The sequence below is a fragment of the Escherichia sp. E2748 genome (assembly GCF_005781125.1).
Lineage (GTDB): Bacteria > Pseudomonadota > Gammaproteobacteria > Enterobacterales > Enterobacteriaceae > Escherichia.
In genome coordinates, this window is sequence record NZ_VATP01000028.1 from 235,578 (window position 1) to 252,259 (window position 16,682).

The following is a 16,682-nucleotide window of genomic DNA, read 5'->3' on the forward strand; positions in this document are numbered from 1 at the left end:
TCTTGTGTCGAGATTAAGTAAACCGGAATCTGAAGATGTCTGAACCACGTTTCGTACACCTGCGGGTGCACAGCGACTACTCGATGATCGATGGCCTGGCCAAAACCGCGCCGCTGGTAAAAAAGGCGGCGGCGTTGGGTATGCCTGCGCTGGCGATCACCGATTTCACCAACCTTTGCGGTCTGGTGAAGTTCTACGGAGCGGGACATGGCGCAGGGATTAAGCCCATCGTCGGGGCGGATTTTAATGTCCAGTGCGACTTATTGGGTGATGAGTTAACCCACCTGACGGTGCTGGCGGCGAACAATACCGGCTATCAGAATCTGACGTTGCTGATCTCAAAAGCGTATCAGCGCGGTTACGGTGCCGCCGGACCGAGCATCGATCGCGACTGGCTTATCGAATTAAACGAAGGGTTGATCCTTCTTTCCGGCGGGCGCATGGGCGACGTCGGACGCAGTCTTTTGCGTGGTAACAGCGCACTGGTGGACGAGTGTGTCGCGTTTTATGAAGAACACTTCCCGGATCGCTATTTTCTCGAACTGATTCGCACCGGCAGACCGGACGAAGAAAGCTATTTGCACGCGGCGGTGGAACTGGCGGAAGCGCGCGGTTTGCCCGTCGTGGCGACCAACGACGTGCGCTTTATCGACAGCAGCGACTTTGATGCACACGAAATCCGCGTCGCGATCCACGACGGCTTTACCCTCGACGATCCCAAACGCCCACGTAACTATTCGCCGCAGCAATATATGCGTAGCGAAGAGGAGATGTGCGAGCTGTTTGCCGACATCCCCGAAGCCCTTGCCAACACCGTTGAGATCGCCAAACGCTGTAACGTAACTGTGCGTCTTGGTGAATACTTCCTGCCGCAGTTCCCGACCGGGGACATGAGTACTGAAGATTATCTGGTCAAGCGTGCAAAAGAGGGGCTGGAAGAGCGTCTGGCATTTTTATTCCCTGATGAAGAAGAACGTGTTAAGCGCCGCCCGGAATATGACGAGCGTCTGGAGACTGAACTTCAGGTTATCAACCAGATGGGCTTCCCGGGCTACTTCCTCATCGTTATGGAATTTATCCAGTGGTCGAAAGATAACGGCGTACCGGTAGGGCCGGGCCGTGGCTCCGGTGCAGGGTCACTAGTGGCCTACGCGCTGAAAATCACCGACCTCGATCCGCTGGAATTTGACCTGCTGTTCGAACGTTTCCTTAACCCGGAACGTGTCTCCATGCCTGACTTTGACGTTGACTTCTGTATGGAGAAACGCGATCAGGTGATCGAACACGTGGCAGACATGTACGGTCGTGATGCGGTATCGCAGATCATCACCTTCGGTACGATGGCGGCGAAAGCGGTGATCCGCGACGTAGGCCGCGTGCTGGGGCATCCGTACGGCTTTGTCGACCGTATCTCGAAACTGATCCCGCCCGATCCGGGGATGACGCTGGCAAAAGCGTTTGAAGCTGAGCCACAGCTGCCGGAAATCTACGAAGCGGATGAAGAAGTTAAGGCGCTGATCGACATGGCGCGCAAACTGGAAGGGGTCACCCGTAACGCCGGTAAGCACGCCGGTGGGGTGGTTATCGCGCCGACAAAAATTACTGATTTTGCGCCACTTTATTGCGATGAAGAGGGCAAACATCCGGTCACCCAGTTTGATAAAAGCGACGTTGAATACGCCGGGCTGGTGAAGTTCGACTTCCTCGGTTTGCGTACGCTCACCATCATCAACTGGGCGCTGGAGATGATCAACAAGCGGCGAACGAAGAATGGCGAGCCGCCGCTGGATATCGCCGCGATCCCGCTGGATGATAAGAAAAGCTTCGACATGCTGCAACGCTCGGAAACCACGGCGGTATTCCAGCTTGAATCGCGCGGCATGAAAGACCTGATCAAGCGTCTGCAACCTGACTGCTTCGAAGATATGATCGCACTGGTGGCACTGTTCCGCCCCGGCCCGTTGCAATCAGGGATGGTGGATAACTTTATCGACCGTAAACATGGTCGCGAAGAGATTTCCTACCCGGACGTGCAGTGGCAGCATGAAAGCCTGAAACCGGTACTGGAGCCAACCTACGGCATCATCCTGTATCAGGAACAGGTCATGCAGATTGCCCAGGTGCTTTCTGGTTATACCCTTGGTGGCGCGGATATGCTGCGTCGTGCGATGGGTAAGAAAAAGCCGGAAGAGATGGCTAAGCAGCGTTCTGTATTTGCTGAAGGTGCAGAAAAGAACGGGATCAACGCCGAACTGGCGATGAAAATCTTCGACCTGGTGGAGAAATTCGCCGGTTATGGATTTAACAAATCGCACTCTGCGGCCTATGCTTTGGTGTCATATCAAACGTTATGGCTGAAAGCGCACTATCCGGCAGAGTTTATGGCGGCGGTAATGACCGCCGATATGGATAATACCGAGAAGGTGGTGGGCCTGGTGGATGAGTGCTGGCGGATGGGGCTGAAAATCCTGCCACCAGATATAAACTCCGGTCTTTACCATTTCCACGTCAACGACGACGGCGAAATCGTGTATGGTATTGGCGCGATCAAAGGGGTAGGTGAAGGTCCGATTGAGGCCATCATCGAAGCCCGTAATAAAGGCGGCTACTTCCGCGAACTGTTTGATCTCTGCGCCCGTACCGACACCAAAAAGTTAAACCGGCGAGTGCTGGAAAAACTGATCATGTCCGGGGCGTTTGACCGTCTGGGTCCACACCGCGCGGCGCTGATGAACTCGCTGGGCGATGCGTTAAAAGCGGCAGATCAACACGCGAAAGCGGAAGCCATCGGTCAGGCCGATATGTTCGGCGTGCTGGCCGAAGAGCCGGAACAAATTGAACAATCCTACGCCAGCTGCCAGCCTTGGCCGGAGCAGGTGGTGTTAGATGGGGAACGTGAAACGTTGGGGCTGTACCTGACGGGCCACCCCATCAATCAGTATTTAAAAGAGATTGAGCGTTATGTCGGAGGCGTAAGGCTGAAAGACATGCACCCGACAGAACGTGGTAAAGTCACCACGGCTGCGGGGCTCGTTGTTGCCGCGCGGGTTATGGTCACCAAGCGCGGCAATCGTATCGGTATCTGCACGCTGGATGACCGTTCCGGGCGCCTGGAAGTGATGTTGTTTACAGACGCCCTGGATAAATACCAGCAATTGCTGGAAAAAGACCGCATACTTATCGTCAGCGGACAGGTCAGCTTTGATGACTTCAGCGGTGGGCTTAAAATGACCGCTCGCGAAGTGATGGATATTGACGAAGCCCGGGAAAAATATGCTCGCGGGCTTGCTATCTCGCTGACGGACAGGCAAATTGATGACCAGCTTTTAAACCGACTCCGTCAGTCTCTGGAACCCCACCGCTCTGGGACAATTCCAGTACATCTCTACTATCAGAGGGCGGATGCACGCGCGCGGTTGCGTTTTGGCGCGACGTGGCGTGTCTCTCCGAGCGATCGTTTGTTAAACGATCTCCGTGGCCTCATTGGTTCGGAGCAGGTGGAACTGGAGTTTGACTAATACAGGAATACTATGAGTCTGAATTTCCTTGATTTTGAACAGCCGATTGCAGAGCTGGAAGCGAAAATCGATTCTCTGACTGCGGTTAGCCGTCAGGACGAGAAACTGGATATTAACATCGATGAAGAAGTGCATCGTCTGCGTGAAAAAAGCGTAGAACTGACACGTAAAATCTTCGCCGATCTCGGCGCATGGCAGATTGCCCAACTGGCACGCCATCCACAGCGCCCTTATACCCTGGATTACGTTCGCCTGGCATTTGATGAATTTGACGAACTGGCTGGTGATCGTGCGTATGCAGATGACAAAGCTATCGTCGGTGGTATCGCACGTCTTGACGGTCGTCCGGTGATGATCATTGGTCATCAGAAAGGTCGTGAAACCAAAGAAAAAATTCGCCGTAACTTTGGTATGCCAGCACCAGAAGGTTACCGCAAAGCTCTGCGTCTGATGCAAATGGCTGAACGCTTTAAGATGCCAATCATCACCTTTATCGACACTCCTGGAGCTTATCCGGGCGTGGGCGCAGAAGAACGTGGTCAGTCTGAAGCCATTGCACGCAACCTGCGTGAAATGTCTCGCCTTAGTGTACCGACTATTTGTACCGTTATCGGTGAAGGTGGTTCTGGCGGCGCGCTGGCGATTGGCGTGGGCGATAAAGTGAATATGCTGCAATACAGCACCTATTCCGTTATCTCGCCGGAAGGTTGTGCGTCCATTCTGTGGAAGAGCGCCGACAAAGCGCCGCTAGCGGCTGAAGCGATGGGTATCATCGCTCCGCGCCTGAAAGAACTGAAACTGATCGACTCCATCATCCCGGAACCGCTGGGCGGCGCTCACCGTAACCCGGAAGCGATGGCGGCGTCTTTGAAAGCGCAACTGCTGGCGGATCTGGCCGATCTCGACGTGTTAAGCACTGAAGATTTAAAAAATCGTCGTTATCAGCGCCTGATGAGCTACGGTTACGCGTAATTCGCAAAAGTTCTGAAAAAGGGTCACTTCGGTGGCCTTTTTTTCTATGTAGTTTATTTAGTCATATTATAAATTACATTTAGATAATCTTACTTTCGTTTTCTCCTGCCATAAAATTCTTGAACTCCTGTTGATAACTCCGATTTCGGAGGCATATACCAATATACACAGTGGTCAAAAATAATATAAATTTATCAATCTCATAGAATTTTTAAGGATAAAATATGAAAGCAATTTTAGGATTTGATCATCTTCTTATGCCGCGTGTTCTGGTGTTTTTTTACTGGCTGGCTATGGTGCTGACACTGATAGGCGGCGTCTTCTCCATATTTAGCGGAAACATTATTTTAGGGTTAGCTTATACCGTCATTGGTCTTATAAGCTGTCGTATGACTTTCGAATTAATTATGATAGCGTTTAAGAATAACGAATATTTGCGCCGCATTGCCGAGAGTGTTAGCAAGAATAGCGCAGAGTAATCTCCCGCAAAGCGCTTCACCAAACCGCATCTCAACCGCTATTACAGGCGTTTGAGATGTTGTTTTAAAGTCAGTGTAAATGTCTGATTCATCTTTCCTGTAATTTGTGCGTATTATCAATATATAGCGATGCACGTGCGTATCATATCAATGCAGGAGATTCTATGTTGGGGTTAAAACAGGTTCACCATATTGCGATTATTGCGACGGATTATGCGGTGAGCAAAGCTTTTTACTGCGACATTCTCGGCTTCACGCTGCAAAGCGAAGTCTATCGTGAAGCGCGAGATTCGTGGAAAGGGGATTTGGCACTTAACGGGCAGTACGTGATTGAGCTTTTCTCATTTCCGTTTCCGCCGCAACGACCCAGTCGACCGGAAGCCTGCGGCCTGCGCCATCTGGCTTTTAGCGTTGATGATATCGATACGGCAGTGGCGCACCTGGAAAGCAATAACGTGAAATGTGAAGCGATACGTGTCGATCCATACACGCAAAAACGCTTCACGTTCTTTAACGACCCTGACGGACTGCCGCTGGAACTGTATGAGCAGTAAGGCTTGTCATTACTGCATTTGCCCGGTAACGTGCCGGGCATCGCTACTGTAAAATCGCGCTATCATGACACTCACACTGAATACACAACTTCTCACCTCACGCCAGATTCTGGCGGCCTTTAGCGGCGGGCTTGACTCTACCGTTCTGCTGCATCAACTGGTGCAGTGGCGGGCGGAAAATCCGGGCGTCGCTTTGCGCGCTATCCATGTGCATCATGGGTTAAGTGCCAATGCTGATGCCTGGGTGAAACATTGTGAAAATATCTGCCAGCAGTGGCAGGTGCCGCTGGTGGTTGAGCGTGTGCAGCTTGCGCAAGAGGGGTTAGGCATTGAGGCCCAGGCGCGGCAGGCGCGTTATCAGGCATTTGCCCGCACCTTGTTACCTGGCGAAGTGCTGGTCACAGCGCAACATCTTGACGATCAATGTGAAACCTTTCTGCTGGCGCTAAAACGCGGAAGCGGCCCCGCCGGGCTTTCGGCTATGGGGGAAGTCTCGGAGTTTGCCGGAACGCGGCTTATCCGTCCGTTGCTCGCCCGTACGCGGGGAGAACTGGCGCAGTGGGCATTGGCGCATGGTTTACGCTGGATTGAAGACGAAAGTAATCAGGACGATTCCTACGATCGTAACTTCCTGCGCCTGCGCGTGGTGCCGTTATTGCAGCAGCGTTGGCCACATTTTGCCGAAGCGACGGCCCGAAGTGCCGCACTTTGCGCCGAACAAGAGAGCCTGCTGGATGAACTGCTGGCGGATGATTTAGCGCACTGCCAAACGCCGCAAAGGACGCTGCAGATTGCGCCAATGCTGGCGATGAGTGATGCCCGTCGCGCCGCGATTATCCGCCGCTGGCTGGCAGGGCTGAATGCCCCAATGCCTTCCCGCGACGCGCTGGTGCGGATCTGGCAGGAAGTGGCGCTGGCGCGGGAAGATGCTTCCCCCTGTTTACGTTTTGGCGCGTTTGAAATCCGCCGCTATCAGTCGCAATTGTGGTGGATTAAATCCGTCGCCGGGCAAAGCGAAACCATTGTACCGTGGCAGGCGTGGCAACAGCCGCTGGAATTACCGGCGGGGCTAGGCTGCGTGCAGCTTACTGCGGGCGGGGAAATTCGCCCTCCACGTGCAGACGAAGCGGTCAGCGTGCGTTTTAAAGCGCCAGGATTGCTACATATTGTCGGGCGCAACGGCGGGCGTAAGCTAAAGAAAATCTGGCAGGAATTGGGCGTACCGCCGTGGCTGCGTGACACCACGCCGCTGCTGTTTTATGGCGAAACGCTGATTGCGGCGGCAGGGGTATTTGTGACGCAAGAAGGTGTGGCTGAAGGTGAGAAGGGCGTAAGTTTTGTCTGGCAGAAAACGCTTAGTTAAGTGAAAGCCGGATAAGACGCTTCAAACGTCGCATCCGGCGAAAGTCAATCAGGACTCGCTCACTACCACCGTACCGATTTCCGGGTGGCTAAAGCTGGTAATTTTATCCAGACGTAGCTCGCGGGTTTCGCCAGCGGCCTCGACGACCAGATACTCCACATTTTTGCGGGAGACTAAATCGCTGGCCTTCGCCTGCAATTTTTCGCCATCTTTCAGCTCAAGTGTCAGCATTAAATGATGCTGGCAGGCGAGCTCAAGATTATCGTAATCATCACAATTGATTGGTTGATACGTATCATTCATTGACATAATCGCTCACCAGTAAGTTTGCCGCAGCGTATGCTGCTTTTTCCCTGACAGCCTCAGAAAGGGCGTCGTCGGCAGCCATTTCATTCAGCACTTTCAAAACGCAGCCCAGCGCGTCCGGAACGTATCCTAAGTCTCCGCTGGCGATTTCCGCGTACCGCTTGCGTATTAACTCACAATATTTTTCCACATGCCCTCCTGTCAGCACTCTGACTTAACCGTGGATGCAAGTCTAAGCCTACGAAGATAAACTCTGTTTCGCAAGGTGACTATACCACACTCATTTCTGCAATATCAGCGCCGCAACTGCACGTATTCCGTTACAATGGCCTCCTGATTCGAAAGGAGTTTTCTTATGGCGCTTAAAGCGACAATTTATAAAGCGACGGTTAATGTGGCCGATCTCGACCGCAACCAGTTTCTCGATGCCTCTCTGACGCTGGCGCGCCATCCTTCAGAAACCCAGGAGCGCATGATGCTGCGCCTGCTGGCGTGGCTGAAATATGCTGATGAACGTCTGCAATTTACCCGAGGTTTGTGTGCCGATGATGAGCCGGAAGCGTGGCTGCGTAACGATCACCTGGGCATTGATTTGTGGATTGAACTGGGGCTGCCGGATGAGCGACGGATTAAGAAAGCCTGCACCCAGGCCGCAGAAGTGGCGCTGTTTGCCTATAATAGTCGGGCGGCGCAAATCTGGTGGCAGCAAAATCAGAGCAAATGTGCGCAGTTTGCCAATCTTTCCGTCTGGTATCTGGACGACGAGCAGCTGGCGAAAGTGAGTGCCTTTGCCGATCGTACCATGACGCTGCAGGCAACGATTCAGGATGGCGTGATCTGGTTATCGGATGATAAGAATAATCTGGAAGTGAACTTAACCGCCTGGCAACAACCTTCATGATTGTGATTTCCCGACATGTTGCTATCCCCGATGACGAGCTTGAGATCACTGCTATTCGTGCACAGGGCGCGGGTGGGCAGCATGTCAATAAGACCTCAACGGCCATTCATCTGCGTTTTGACATTCGGGCGTCCAGCCTGCCAGAGTATTACAAAGAGCGCCTGCTCGCCGCCAGCCATCATTTAATCAGCAGCGATGGCGTGATTGTCATTAAGGCGCAGGAATACCGTAGTCAGGAGCTCAACCGCGAAGCGGCGCTGGCCCGGTTGGTGGCAGTGATTAAAGAATTAACAACAGAACAAAAAGCCCGACGACCCACGCGGCCCACCCGCGCATCAAAAGAGCGCAGGCTGGCATCGAAGGCACAAAAATCAAGCGTGAAGGCGATGCGCGGCAAAGTGCGCAGCGGTCGGGAGTAAAAAGAAGGAATGGATGGTGAGAAAAGCGATAGTGACAGCGATGGCTGTAATCAGCCTCTTTACTCTGATGGGATGTAACAATCGGGCCGAAGTCGATACGCTTTCTCCGGCGCAGGCTGCCGAACTGAAACCGATGCCGCAAAGTTGGCGCGGCGTGCTGCCGTGTGCCGATTGCGAAGGGATCGAAACCTCTCTGTTCCTCGAAAAAGATGGAACCTGGGTGATGAACGAACGCTATCTTGGCGCTCGTGAAGAGCCTTCATCCTTTGCCTCCTACGGTACATGGGCGCGAACTGCCGACAAGCTGGTATTAACCGACAGCAAAGGTGAAAAGTCATATTATCGAGCGAAAGGGGATGCACTGGAGATGCTCGATCGTGAAGGTAATCCCATTGAATCGCAGTTCAACTACACGCTGGAACCGGCAAAATCGAGCATGCCAATGACGCCGATGACCCTGCGTGGCATGTATTTCTATATGGCAGACGCAGCAACTTTTACTGATTGCGCGACCGGAAAACGTTTTATGGTGGCGAATAACGCAGAGCTGGAGCGTGGCTATCTGGCGGCTCGTGGTAACAGTGAAAAACCGGTGTTATTGTCAGTTGAAGGTCACTTTACGCTGGAGGTTAATCCGGATACCGGTGCGCCGACCAAATTATTAGCGCCCGATACGGCGGGTAAATTTTACCCGAACAAGGATTGCAGTAGTTTGGGGCAGTAATTGAACGCCGGAGCATTCTCCGGCTTTTATCACCGAGTCAGCCCAACGAAGCGACTCGCTTTAATATAAATCCCAGGCTTCAGGTGCCCAACATACTGTAACTGCGTTTCTGGCTTAAACGCAGAGACATCACCAGTACGCATATGCATCAGATCAGCAGGGCTAATCCAACCTGACTGCGCCAGCGTAAGCGGATGCCCGGATTTGGCAAATGCATCAGTGACAAATTCCGAACAAAACCACGACTTTTTGTCTCCTTCGCCCACACTGCTTAACTGCGCTTTCGCCAGGCCGCTGACGCACTGTTGGCGAAAATCCTCGGAAAAAGGATTCAGTGAGCACACCTGGCGGGTCACCATAAATGGAATGAACTCGACAATGCCGCGATAGTTATACCCGCTATCTTTGATTTTGTTGGCGAACGCGGTGATTTCTGTGGCTTGCTGCGGGGTAAGGTCCGGGACTCGTAAAACGAAAAGCTTATCACTGTGCTTCATCGCTTTTTTAAGGGAAACAATCTGGACGCCATCGCCTGTCGCTTCTGCAACGTTATTATCACCCAGATAGATTGCAACGTGACTCACAGAGGAAGTGCTGAAAACGCGGATCCCAAATGAGGTTACCCCCAGACTTGAGGAGAAAAGCAAATCGCCGGGTTTGAGATCTGGTTCCGTTATTTCTTTTATTGATTGTTCGGTGAAAGAGCTTTGATGCTGGAATTTAACTGCCCATGTTTTTGCCTCGGCATCTACCGCTGTGGCAGAGGAGTCTGGCTGGCTGATATCAACGGTACAGGCCGAAAGTAAAAGAAAGCAGGGGAGAAGCTGGCGGCAGTACGCCTTTAGTTTATCCATTTTATACAATCCATGTAAAAAAGGGCCCTGAAATTCAGGACCCTTTCTGGCATCAGCCTTTAATCTGTTTCACCAGATAATCGACGATGTCACCAGTCTTAATTAACTGTTTCTCGCCGTTGCGACGATATTTATATTCGATATCGTCGTTGTCGAGGTTACGGTCGCCCAGCACAATAGTGTGCGGAATACCGATCAGTTCCATATCAGCAAACATCACGCCCGGACGCTCTTTGCGGTCATCCAGCAGCACTTCGATACCTTGTGCACGCAGTTCGCTGTACAGTTTCTCAGCAAGCTCTTGTACGCGGAAGGATTTGTGCATGTTCATCGGCAGAATCGCCACCTGGAACGGCGCGATAGCGTCAGGCCATACGATGCCGCGTTCGTCGTAGTTCTGCTCAATCGCCGCAGCTACCACACGCGTTACCCCGATACCGTAGCAACCCATTGTCAGGATTTGGTTACGGCCATCTTCACCCTGTACGGAGGCTTTCAGTGCTTCGGAGTACTTGGTACCCAGCTGGAAGATGTGACCGACTTCGATACCACGTTTGATCAGCAGCGTACCCTGACCATCCGGGCTTGGATCGCCCGCCACCACGTTGCGGATATCCGCAATTTCCGGGGTAGCGACATCGCGATCCCAGTTGATACCGAAGTAGTGTTTACCATCGATGTTAGCACCAGCAGCGAAATCACTCATCGCCGCAACGGTACGGTCAATCACCACCGGAATCGGCATGTTTACCGGACCCAGTGAACCCGGACCGGCTTTAACCACGGCACGAATTTCTTCTTCGGTCGCGAAAGTCAGCGGGCTGGCAACCTGCGGCAGTTTTTCTGCTTTAACTTCGTTCAGCTCGTGATCACCGCGCACCAGCAGCGCAACCAGCGGGAAGCTACTGCCTTCAACCGCTTTAACCAGCAGAGTCTTAACCGTTTTCTCAATCGGCAGATTGAACTGTTCAACCAGTTCCGCGATGGTTTTCGCGTTCGGCGTATCAACCAGCGTCATCTCCTGGGTAGCAGCAGCGCGCGGTTCTTTCGGCGCGATAGCTTCTGCCAGTTCAATGTTCGCTGCATAGTCAGAGGTGTCGGAGAAGACCACATCGTCTTCACCGCTCTGCGCCAGCACCTGGAATTCGTGAGAGGCGCTACCGCCGATAGAACCGGTGTCGGCCTGTACGGCGCGGAAATCCAGCCCCATGCGGCTGAAGATTTTGCTGTAGGCCGCATACATTGCATCGTAGGTTTCCTGCAGGGATTCCTGAGAAGTATGGAAAGAGTAAGCATCTTTCATCAGGAATTCGCGGGAACGCATGACGCCGAAACGCGGACGCACTTCATCGCGGAACTTGGTCTGGATCTGATAGAAGTTCAGCGGCAGCTGTTTGTAAGAGCTAAGCTCGTTACGAATCAGGTCAGTGATAACTTCTTCATGAGTTGGGCCGAGTACGAACGGACGCTCGCCACGGTCAACAAAACGCAGCAGTTCCGGACCGTACTGTTCCCAACGACCACTCTCTTGCCACAAATCGGCTGGCTGAACCACCGGCATCGACACCTCGATCGCACCGGCGTTGTTCATCTCTTCACGCACGATGTTTTCGACTTTTTTCAGAACGCGCACGCCGGTCGGCAGCCAGGTATATAACCCGGAGGCCAGCTTGCGGATCATCCCGGCGCGCAGCATCAGCTGATGGCTGATCACCTCGGCGTCGGCAGGTGTCTCCTTGAGAGTGGAGAGCAGGTATTGGCTAGTACGCATGTTGTTACGGTTCCAGTTGGAAGGTAGAACAGGCTCAAGGCGAGCCTGGGACAAAAAAAGTGATTTAGTTTACCAGTGCAAAAGAAATGTCAAAAGAGAAGGGCGTGAATTTAACGCGGTTCCAGCGCAAAGACTTCAAAACCTGCGTCGGTGACGCGCCAGCGAACGTTAAAATCATGCAGCCAGACGGCATAGGTTTTGCCCGTTTCCTCACCTTTACGATAGGCCGGGCGCGGGTCCTGCGCCAGTACTTCGCGGATAAACAGCGTTAACTGCGGATAACGCTTCTCCAGTGTCAAAAGCTGCTTTTCGACCTCTGCGGTAAAGCTCACCGCCATTTCTGCCGCTGGCGCATTTTGCGCATAGCTGGCGCTGGCATCGGGAAGCGATTCGGCAAAGGGGAGATACGGTTTGATATCCACCACTGGCGTCCCATCGACCAGATCCAGACTGCCAAGCTTCAGAATCACGCTGTCTTTATGGCAAACAACCTCTTTCAGCTCTACCAGCGACATACCAATCGGATTAGGACGGAAAGTAGAGCGTGTGGCGAAAACGCCCATTCTGGCATTACCACCAAGACGAGGCGGACGCACAGTTGGGCGCCAGCCGCCTTCCATCGTTTGATGAAAGACGAAAAGGATCCATAAATGGCTGAACGCTTCCAGGCCGCGCACGGCGTCGGCCTGGTTGTAGGGAGCAATGAGATGCAGTTCGCCGTTGGCGCTTTTTACCAGACCTGGCTGGCGCGGAACGGCGAATTTTTCTTTATAGGGCGAGCGAATAACGCCTATTTGCTCGAACTGGAAACTGCTCATTTCGCCGTAATGTTAAGCGCAGAACCGATACATACAGCCTGACGATAGCAGCCTGGCGTACCGCTGGTGACTTCGCAGCTATGCAGTAATACCGCATTGGCTTTCATTTTAGAGGCGTTGATTTGCATCCGCTTACGCGCGGTTGGAATGCTTGGCGGAGAGTCCTGATTAGAGGCCTGGCAAGAGTCGCCACTGACTTCACCGAGATCGCGGAACGGTTTGCCGACTAATTCTTCTGCATTGGTATAAATTCGGACCGGTGTGGCGCGCGGCGCTTTCGGTTTTGCTGGCTCCGCTTTCGGCTGGGGTGCAGTGCTTTGAACGGGTTCGACAGGGGATCTGCTTAACATGGAACAGCCGCTTAGCATGAGTGCTACTAAACAGATCGGTAAAGCACGCATAGTATTTCCTCAATGTATGATCAAAACGTCAATATTGAATCAGGAGCTTGTAAAAATGACAAGACGGGCAAGCGCCCGTCCTGAATGATATTACAAATTGTGGAAACAGCCTAAAAATTACCAGCCTTTAACAGCGCCGCCGTTAAACACTTTGTTTGCTGCTTCGTAAACTTCGTCAGACTGATAGGCCTGGACGAATTTCTTCACGTTCTCGGCGTCTTTGTTATCTTCACGCGTCACGATCAGGTTTACGTACGGGGAGTCTTTATCTTCGACAAAGATACCGTCTTTCGCTGGAGTCAGGCCAATCTGGCTGGCATAGGTGGTATTGATAACTGCCAGAGCGATTTGCGCGTCGTCCAGAGAGCGAGGCAGTTGCGGTGCTTCCAGCTCAACAATTTTCAGATTTTTTGGGTTCTCAACAACATCAAGAACGGTCGGCAGCAGGCCAACGCCATCTTTCAGTTTGATCAAGCCCACTTTTTGCAGCAGCAGCAGAGAACGGCCAAGGTTAGTTGGGTCGTTTGGCACGGCAACCTGCGAACCATCCTGCAATTCATCCAGTGATTTGATCTTCTTGGAGTAGCCAGCAATTGGATAAACAAAAGTGTTGCCTACTGCGACCAGTTTGTAGCCACGATCTTTCAGTTGCTGATCAAGATACGGTTTGTGCTGGAAGGCGTTGGCGTCGATATCGCCTTTGCTCAATGCTTCGTTTGGCAGAACATAGTCGTTGAAGGTTACCAGCTCAACGTCCAGGCCATATTTGTCTTTCGCAACTTTCTGCGCGACTTCTGCAACCTGTTGTTCGGCACCAACAATCACGCCGACTTTAATGTGGTTTGGATCTTTTTCATCCTGACCGCAGCCTACCAGTGCCAGTGATCCAATCAGGGCTCCCACTGCCGCAAAGGTTTTGAATTTGAACGCCATACCTTATTCCTTCTTCAATTATTTATGTTGTGTTGAACGTTACTTGCGAGTGACAGCCCGGACGATGCGGTCGCCTGCGAACTGAATTAAATAAACCAGAATGACCAGCAATACCAGTACCGTGTTCATGACAGTCGCGTTATAGCCGATGTAACCATATTGATAGCCAATCTGACCCAACCCACCGGCACCGACTGCACCACCCATCGCGGAATAACCAACCAGGGTAATCAGGGTGATGGTTGCCGCATTCACCAGACCCGGCAACGCTTCTGGTAACAGCACCTTACGGACGATCTGCATTGGCGTGGCACCCATTGCGCGGGAAGCTTCAATTAACCCGGTTGGGATCTCCAGCAGGGCGTTCTCGACCATTCGGGCAATAAACGGTGCTGCACCAACGGTTAACGGAACAATCGCTGCCTGCAAACCAATCGATGTACCGACAATAACGCGGGTAAACGGAATCATCCATACCAGCAAGATAATGAACGGGATGGAACGGAAAATGTTCACAATCGCAGAAACGGTACGATACAGCTTCGCGTTAGCAATAATTTGCCCCGGACGCGTGACATAAAGCAGGACGCCAACCGGCAGACCAATCACAAAGCCAAAAAAACCGGATACGAAGGTCATTGCCAGCGTTTCCCATACGCCACGAACCAGCAGCCACATCATCGGCTCAGACATAACCCAGTACCTCTACTTTTACATGGTGTTCCTGCAGCCAGGCAATGGCGGCTTGCGTATCTTGTTGTGTGCCGTGCATTTCAGTCAGCATGATGCCGAACTTAACGCCACCGGCGTAATCCATCTGCGCGCTAATAATGTTGTTGTTGACGTTGAAACGACGCGCGGTTTCAGAAAGCAGTGGGGCATCGACCGATTGACCGGTAAACTCCAGACGCAGCATCGGCACGCAGTCAGTGAACGGCTCCGCTTGCAGACGTTCCTGATAATCTTCCGGGATATCCAGATGCAGAGTCGACTGAATAAATTTTTGCGCCAGCGGCGTTTTCGGATGCGAGAACACTTCACTTACCTTGTCCTGCTCGATCAGTTCGCCATTGCTGATGACCGCCACGCAATCACAAATGCGCTTCACAACGTCCATTTCGTGGGTGATCAACAGAATCGTCAAACCCAGACGGCGGTTGATATCTTTCAGCAGTTCGAGAATAGAACGTGTCGTTGCCGGGTCCAGCGCGCTGGTGGCTTCATCACACAGCAATACTTTGGGATTGCTGGCTAATGCACGGGCAATCGCCACACGCTGTTTCTGCCCACCGGAAAGGTTCGACGGATAGCTATCATGCTTATCACCAAGACCAACCAATGACAGCAATTCCGTCACGCGACGTTTGATTTCGTCTTTCGGCGTGTTGTCCAGCTCCAGCGGCAGAGCCACGTTGCCAAAAACAGTACGCGAAGAGAGCAGGTTAAAATGCTGGAAAATCATACCAATCTGGCGGCGAGCTTTAGTCAACTCAGATTCTGACAGCGTGGTCAGCTCCTGGCCATCGACCAGCACGCTACCCTCGGTTGGGCGCTCCAGCAGGTTTACACAACGTATAAGCGTACTCTTACCCGCGCCTGAGGCACCGATAACGCCATAAATTTGTCCAGCTGGCACATGCAGGCTGACGTTGTTCAACGCCTGGATGGTGCGGGTGCCCTGGTGGAACACTTTGGTGATATTCGAAAGTTTTATCATTGATTATTTATTATCGTCATTAAGTTAGTCGTGGCATTTCGAATGCCAGGAACGGGCAAAGCCGTCAATGAAATGGATGTTAAGGCATCCAGACGTCTAAATCAATCAGGTTTATGCGAAGAGCACTTTCTTGCTGGTCGAAACATGCGATACTAGCGTCACATGCCTTATTAAGGAGCTATAAAAGGTGGCGAAGAGCGTACCCGCAATTTTTCTTGACCGTGATGGCACCATTAATGTCGATCACGGCTATGTCCATGAGATCGACAACTTTGAATTTATCGACGGTGTTATTGACGCTATGCGCGAGCTAAAAAAAATGGGCTTCGCGCTGGTGGTAGTAACCAACCAGTCTGGCATTGCTCGCGGTAAATTTACTGAAGCACAGTTTGAAACGCTGACCGAGTGGATGGACTGGTCGCTGGCGGACCGCGATGTTGATCTGGATGGCATCTATTATTGCCCGCATCATCCGCAGGGTAGTGTTGAAGAGTTTCGCCAGGTCTGCGACTGCCGCAAACCACATCCGGGGATGCTTTTGTCGGCACGTGATTATTTGCATATTGATATGGCCGCTTCTTATATGGTGGGCGATAAATTAGAAGATATGCAGGCAGCGGCTGCGGCGAACGTGGGAACAAAAGTGCTGGTGCGTACGGGTAAACCTATTACCCCTGAAGCAGAAACGGCGGCGGATTGGGTGTTAAATAGCCTGGCAGACCTGCCGCAAGCGATAAAAAAGCAGCAAAAATCGGTGTAATGACTAAAAGATGAGCGGTTGAAATAAAAATGCATTTTTCCGCTTGTCTTCCTGAGCTGACTCCCTATAATGCGCCTCCATCGACACGGCAGATGTGAATCACTTCACACAAACAGCCGGTTCGGTTGAAGAGAAAAAACCTGAAATTCAGGGTTGACTCTGAAAGAGGAATGCGTAATATACGCCACCTCG

General features: G+C 52.2%; 18 protein-coding genes. 9 read left to right on the top strand and 9 right to left on the bottom strand.

Translation table 11 applies throughout. The annotated features are described in order from the left end of the window. Positions 1-35: 35 nt before the first annotated feature. From dnaE to tilS, 5 genes are all read left to right on the top strand, one after another. Positions 36-3,518, top strand: a complete 3,483-nt coding sequence (dnaE, locus tag FEK42_RS20345; RefSeq protein WP_135491936.1) for a DNA polymerase III subunit alpha — start codon at positions 36-38, stop codon at positions 3,516-3,518. A 12-nt stretch (positions 3,519-3,530) separates the two neighbouring features. Then, positions 3,531-4,490 (top strand): acetyl-CoA carboxylase carboxyl transferase subunit alpha, encoded by a 960-nt coding sequence (accA, locus tag FEK42_RS20350; RefSeq protein WP_000055746.1) that lies wholly within the window; start codon positions 3,531-3,533, stop codon positions 4,488-4,490. A gap of 224 nt (positions 4,491-4,714) precedes the next feature. Then, complete coding sequence (locus FEK42_RS20355; RefSeq protein ID WP_130205036.1) at positions 4,715-4,969, top strand: DUF4282 domain-containing protein; 255 nt, start codon at positions 4,715-4,717, stop codon at positions 4,967-4,969. Between the two features lie 164 nt (positions 4,970-5,133). Further along, a complete protein-coding gene (locus FEK42_RS20360) occupies positions 5,134-5,523 on the top strand; it encodes a VOC family protein (protein ID WP_130205038.1) in 390 nt (129 codons plus the stop codon). 64 nt (positions 5,524-5,587) lie between these two features. After that, on the top strand, positions 5,588-6,886 hold the full coding sequence (tilS, locus tag FEK42_RS20365) for a tRNA lysidine(34) synthetase TilS (RefSeq protein WP_138211941.1): 1,299 nt from the start codon (positions 5,588-5,590) through the stop codon (positions 6,884-6,886). Positions 6,887-6,934: 48 nt separating this feature from the next. Here tilS and rof read toward each other — a convergent pair whose 3' ends face one another. Together rof and FEK42_RS20375 are read right to left on the bottom strand one after the other, a co-directional pair. After that, positions 6,935-7,195: a Rho-binding antiterminator gene (rof, locus tag FEK42_RS20370; protein ID WP_000062312.1), complete on the bottom strand. Its 261-nt coding sequence runs from the start codon at positions 7,193-7,195 to the stop codon at positions 6,935-6,937. After that, positions 7,182-7,382 (bottom strand): YaeP family protein, encoded by a 201-nt coding sequence (locus tag FEK42_RS20375; protein ID WP_000417058.1) that lies wholly within the window; start codon positions 7,380-7,382, stop codon positions 7,182-7,184. The genes rof and FEK42_RS20375 overlap by 14 nt, the downstream gene beginning before the upstream one ends. Positions 7,383-7,547: 165 nt before the next feature. On the opposite strand from FEK42_RS20375, the gene FEK42_RS20380 reads away from it, so the two are divergent. The 3 genes from FEK42_RS20380 to nlpE are packed head-to-tail and all read left to right on the top strand — an operon-like array spanning position 7,548 to position 9,236. Beyond that, positions 7,548-8,093: a YaeQ family protein gene (locus tag FEK42_RS20380; RefSeq protein WP_001185282.1), complete on the top strand. Its 546-nt coding sequence runs from the start codon at positions 7,548-7,550 to the stop codon at positions 8,091-8,093. Further along, positions 8,090-8,512: an alternative ribosome rescue aminoacyl-tRNA hydrolase ArfB gene (gene arfB / locus FEK42_RS20385; protein ID WP_130205042.1), complete on the top strand. Its 423-nt coding sequence runs from the start codon at positions 8,090-8,092 to the stop codon at positions 8,510-8,512. Before FEK42_RS20380 ends, arfB begins: the two co-directional genes overlap by 4 nt. Positions 8,513-8,525: 13 nt before the next feature. After that, positions 8,526-9,236, top strand: a complete 711-nt coding sequence (nlpE, locus tag FEK42_RS20390; RefSeq protein WP_135491937.1) for an envelope stress response activation lipoprotein NlpE — start codon at positions 8,526-8,528, stop codon at positions 9,234-9,236. Between the two features lie 29 nt (positions 9,237-9,265). Here nlpE and FEK42_RS20395 read toward each other — a convergent pair whose 3' ends face one another. The 7 genes from FEK42_RS20395 to metN form a co-directional block, all read right to left on the bottom strand. Then, positions 9,266-10,090 carry a YaeF family permuted papain-like enzyme gene (locus FEK42_RS20395; RefSeq protein ID WP_135491938.1) on the bottom strand — a complete coding sequence of 275 codons (825 nt, stop codon included), beginning with the start codon at positions 10,088-10,090 and terminating at the stop codon, positions 9,266-9,268. A gap of 52 nt (positions 10,091-10,142) precedes the next feature. After that, on the bottom strand, positions 10,143-11,861 hold the full coding sequence (proS, locus tag FEK42_RS20400) for a proline--tRNA ligase (RefSeq protein ID WP_001260707.1): 1,719 nt from the start codon (positions 11,859-11,861) through the stop codon (positions 10,143-10,145). A gap of 110 nt (positions 11,862-11,971) precedes the next feature. Further along, entirely contained in the window at positions 11,972-12,679 is a 708-nt protein-coding gene (gene tsaA, locus FEK42_RS20405; RefSeq protein WP_130205048.1) for a tRNA (N6-threonylcarbamoyladenosine(37)-N6)-methyltransferase TrmO, read from the bottom strand. Beyond that, positions 12,676-13,080, bottom strand: a complete 405-nt coding sequence (gene rcsF / locus FEK42_RS20410; protein ID WP_001202329.1) for an Rcs stress response system protein RcsF — start codon at positions 13,078-13,080, stop codon at positions 12,676-12,678. Before rcsF ends, tsaA begins: the two co-directional genes overlap by 4 nt. Positions 13,081-13,197: 117 nt before the next feature. Continuing rightward, the gene (gene metQ, locus FEK42_RS20415) at positions 13,198-14,013 is read right to left on the bottom strand and encodes a methionine ABC transporter substrate-binding lipoprotein MetQ (RefSeq protein WP_000874224.1); all 816 of its coding nucleotides are present in this window, start codon (positions 14,011-14,013) and stop codon (positions 13,198-13,200) included. Between the two features lie 39 nt (positions 14,014-14,052). Next, on the bottom strand, positions 14,053-14,706 hold the full coding sequence (locus FEK42_RS20420; RefSeq protein WP_001294600.1) for a methionine ABC transporter permease MetI: 654 nt from the start codon (positions 14,704-14,706) through the stop codon (positions 14,053-14,055). Next, positions 14,699-15,730: a methionine ABC transporter ATP-binding protein MetN gene (metN, locus tag FEK42_RS20425; RefSeq protein WP_000593990.1), complete on the bottom strand. Its 1,032-nt coding sequence runs from the start codon at positions 15,728-15,730 to the stop codon at positions 14,699-14,701. Before metN ends, FEK42_RS20420 begins: the two co-directional genes overlap by 8 nt. A 187-nt stretch (positions 15,731-15,917) precedes the next feature. On the opposite strand from metN, the gene gmhB reads away from it, so the two are divergent. Then, positions 15,918-16,490: a D-glycero-beta-D-manno-heptose 1,7-bisphosphate 7-phosphatase gene (gene gmhB, locus FEK42_RS20430; RefSeq protein WP_130205052.1), complete on the top strand. Its 573-nt coding sequence runs from the start codon at positions 15,918-15,920 to the stop codon at positions 16,488-16,490. Positions 16,491-16,682: the final 192 nt, after the last annotated feature.

Excerpts from the sequence above, each read along its gene's own strand:
- dnaE (WP_135491936.1), top strand. The coding sequence starts at position 36 with ATGTCTGAACCACGTTTCGTACACCTGCGGGTGCACAGCGACTACTCG.
- accA (WP_000055746.1), top strand. The coding sequence starts at position 3,531 with ATGAGTCTGAATTTCCTTGATTTTGAACAGCCGATTGCAGAGCTGGAA.
- FEK42_RS20355 (WP_130205036.1), top strand. The coding sequence starts at position 4,715 with ATGAAAGCAATTTTAGGATTTGATCATCTTCTTATGCCGCGTGTTCTG.
- FEK42_RS20360 (WP_130205038.1), top strand. The coding sequence starts at position 5,134 with ATGTTGGGGTTAAAACAGGTTCACCATATTGCGATTATTGCGACGGAT.
- tilS (WP_138211941.1), top strand. The coding sequence starts at position 5,588 with ATGACACTCACACTGAATACACAACTTCTCACCTCACGCCAGATTCTG.
- rof (WP_000062312.1), bottom strand. The coding sequence starts at position 7,195 with ATGTCAATGAATGATACGTATCAACCAATCAATTGTGATGATTACGAT.
- FEK42_RS20380 (WP_001185282.1), top strand. The coding sequence starts at position 7,548 with ATGGCGCTTAAAGCGACAATTTATAAAGCGACGGTTAATGTGGCCGAT.
- arfB (WP_130205042.1), top strand. The coding sequence starts at position 8,090 with ATGATTGTGATTTCCCGACATGTTGCTATCCCCGATGACGAGCTTGAG.
- nlpE (WP_135491937.1), top strand. The coding sequence starts at position 8,526 with ATGGTGAGAAAAGCGATAGTGACAGCGATGGCTGTAATCAGCCTCTTT.
- FEK42_RS20395 (WP_135491938.1), bottom strand. The coding sequence starts at position 10,090 with ATGGATAAACTAAAGGCGTACTGCCGCCAGCTTCTCCCCTGCTTTCTT.
- proS (WP_001260707.1), bottom strand. The coding sequence starts at position 11,861 with ATGCGTACTAGCCAATACCTGCTCTCCACTCTCAAGGAGACACCTGCC.
- tsaA (WP_130205048.1), bottom strand. The coding sequence starts at position 12,679 with ATGAGCAGTTTCCAGTTCGAGCAAATAGGCGTTATTCGCTCGCCCTAT.
- rcsF (WP_001202329.1), bottom strand. The coding sequence starts at position 13,080 with ATGCGTGCTTTACCGATCTGTTTAGTAGCACTCATGCTAAGCGGCTGT.
- metQ (WP_000874224.1), bottom strand. The coding sequence starts at position 14,013 with ATGGCGTTCAAATTCAAAACCTTTGCGGCAGTGGGAGCCCTGATTGGA.
- FEK42_RS20420 (WP_001294600.1), bottom strand. The coding sequence starts at position 14,706 with ATGTCTGAGCCGATGATGTGGCTGCTGGTTCGTGGCGTATGGGAAACG.
- metN (WP_000593990.1), bottom strand. The coding sequence starts at position 15,730 with ATGATAAAACTTTCGAATATCACCAAAGTGTTCCACCAGGGCACCCGC.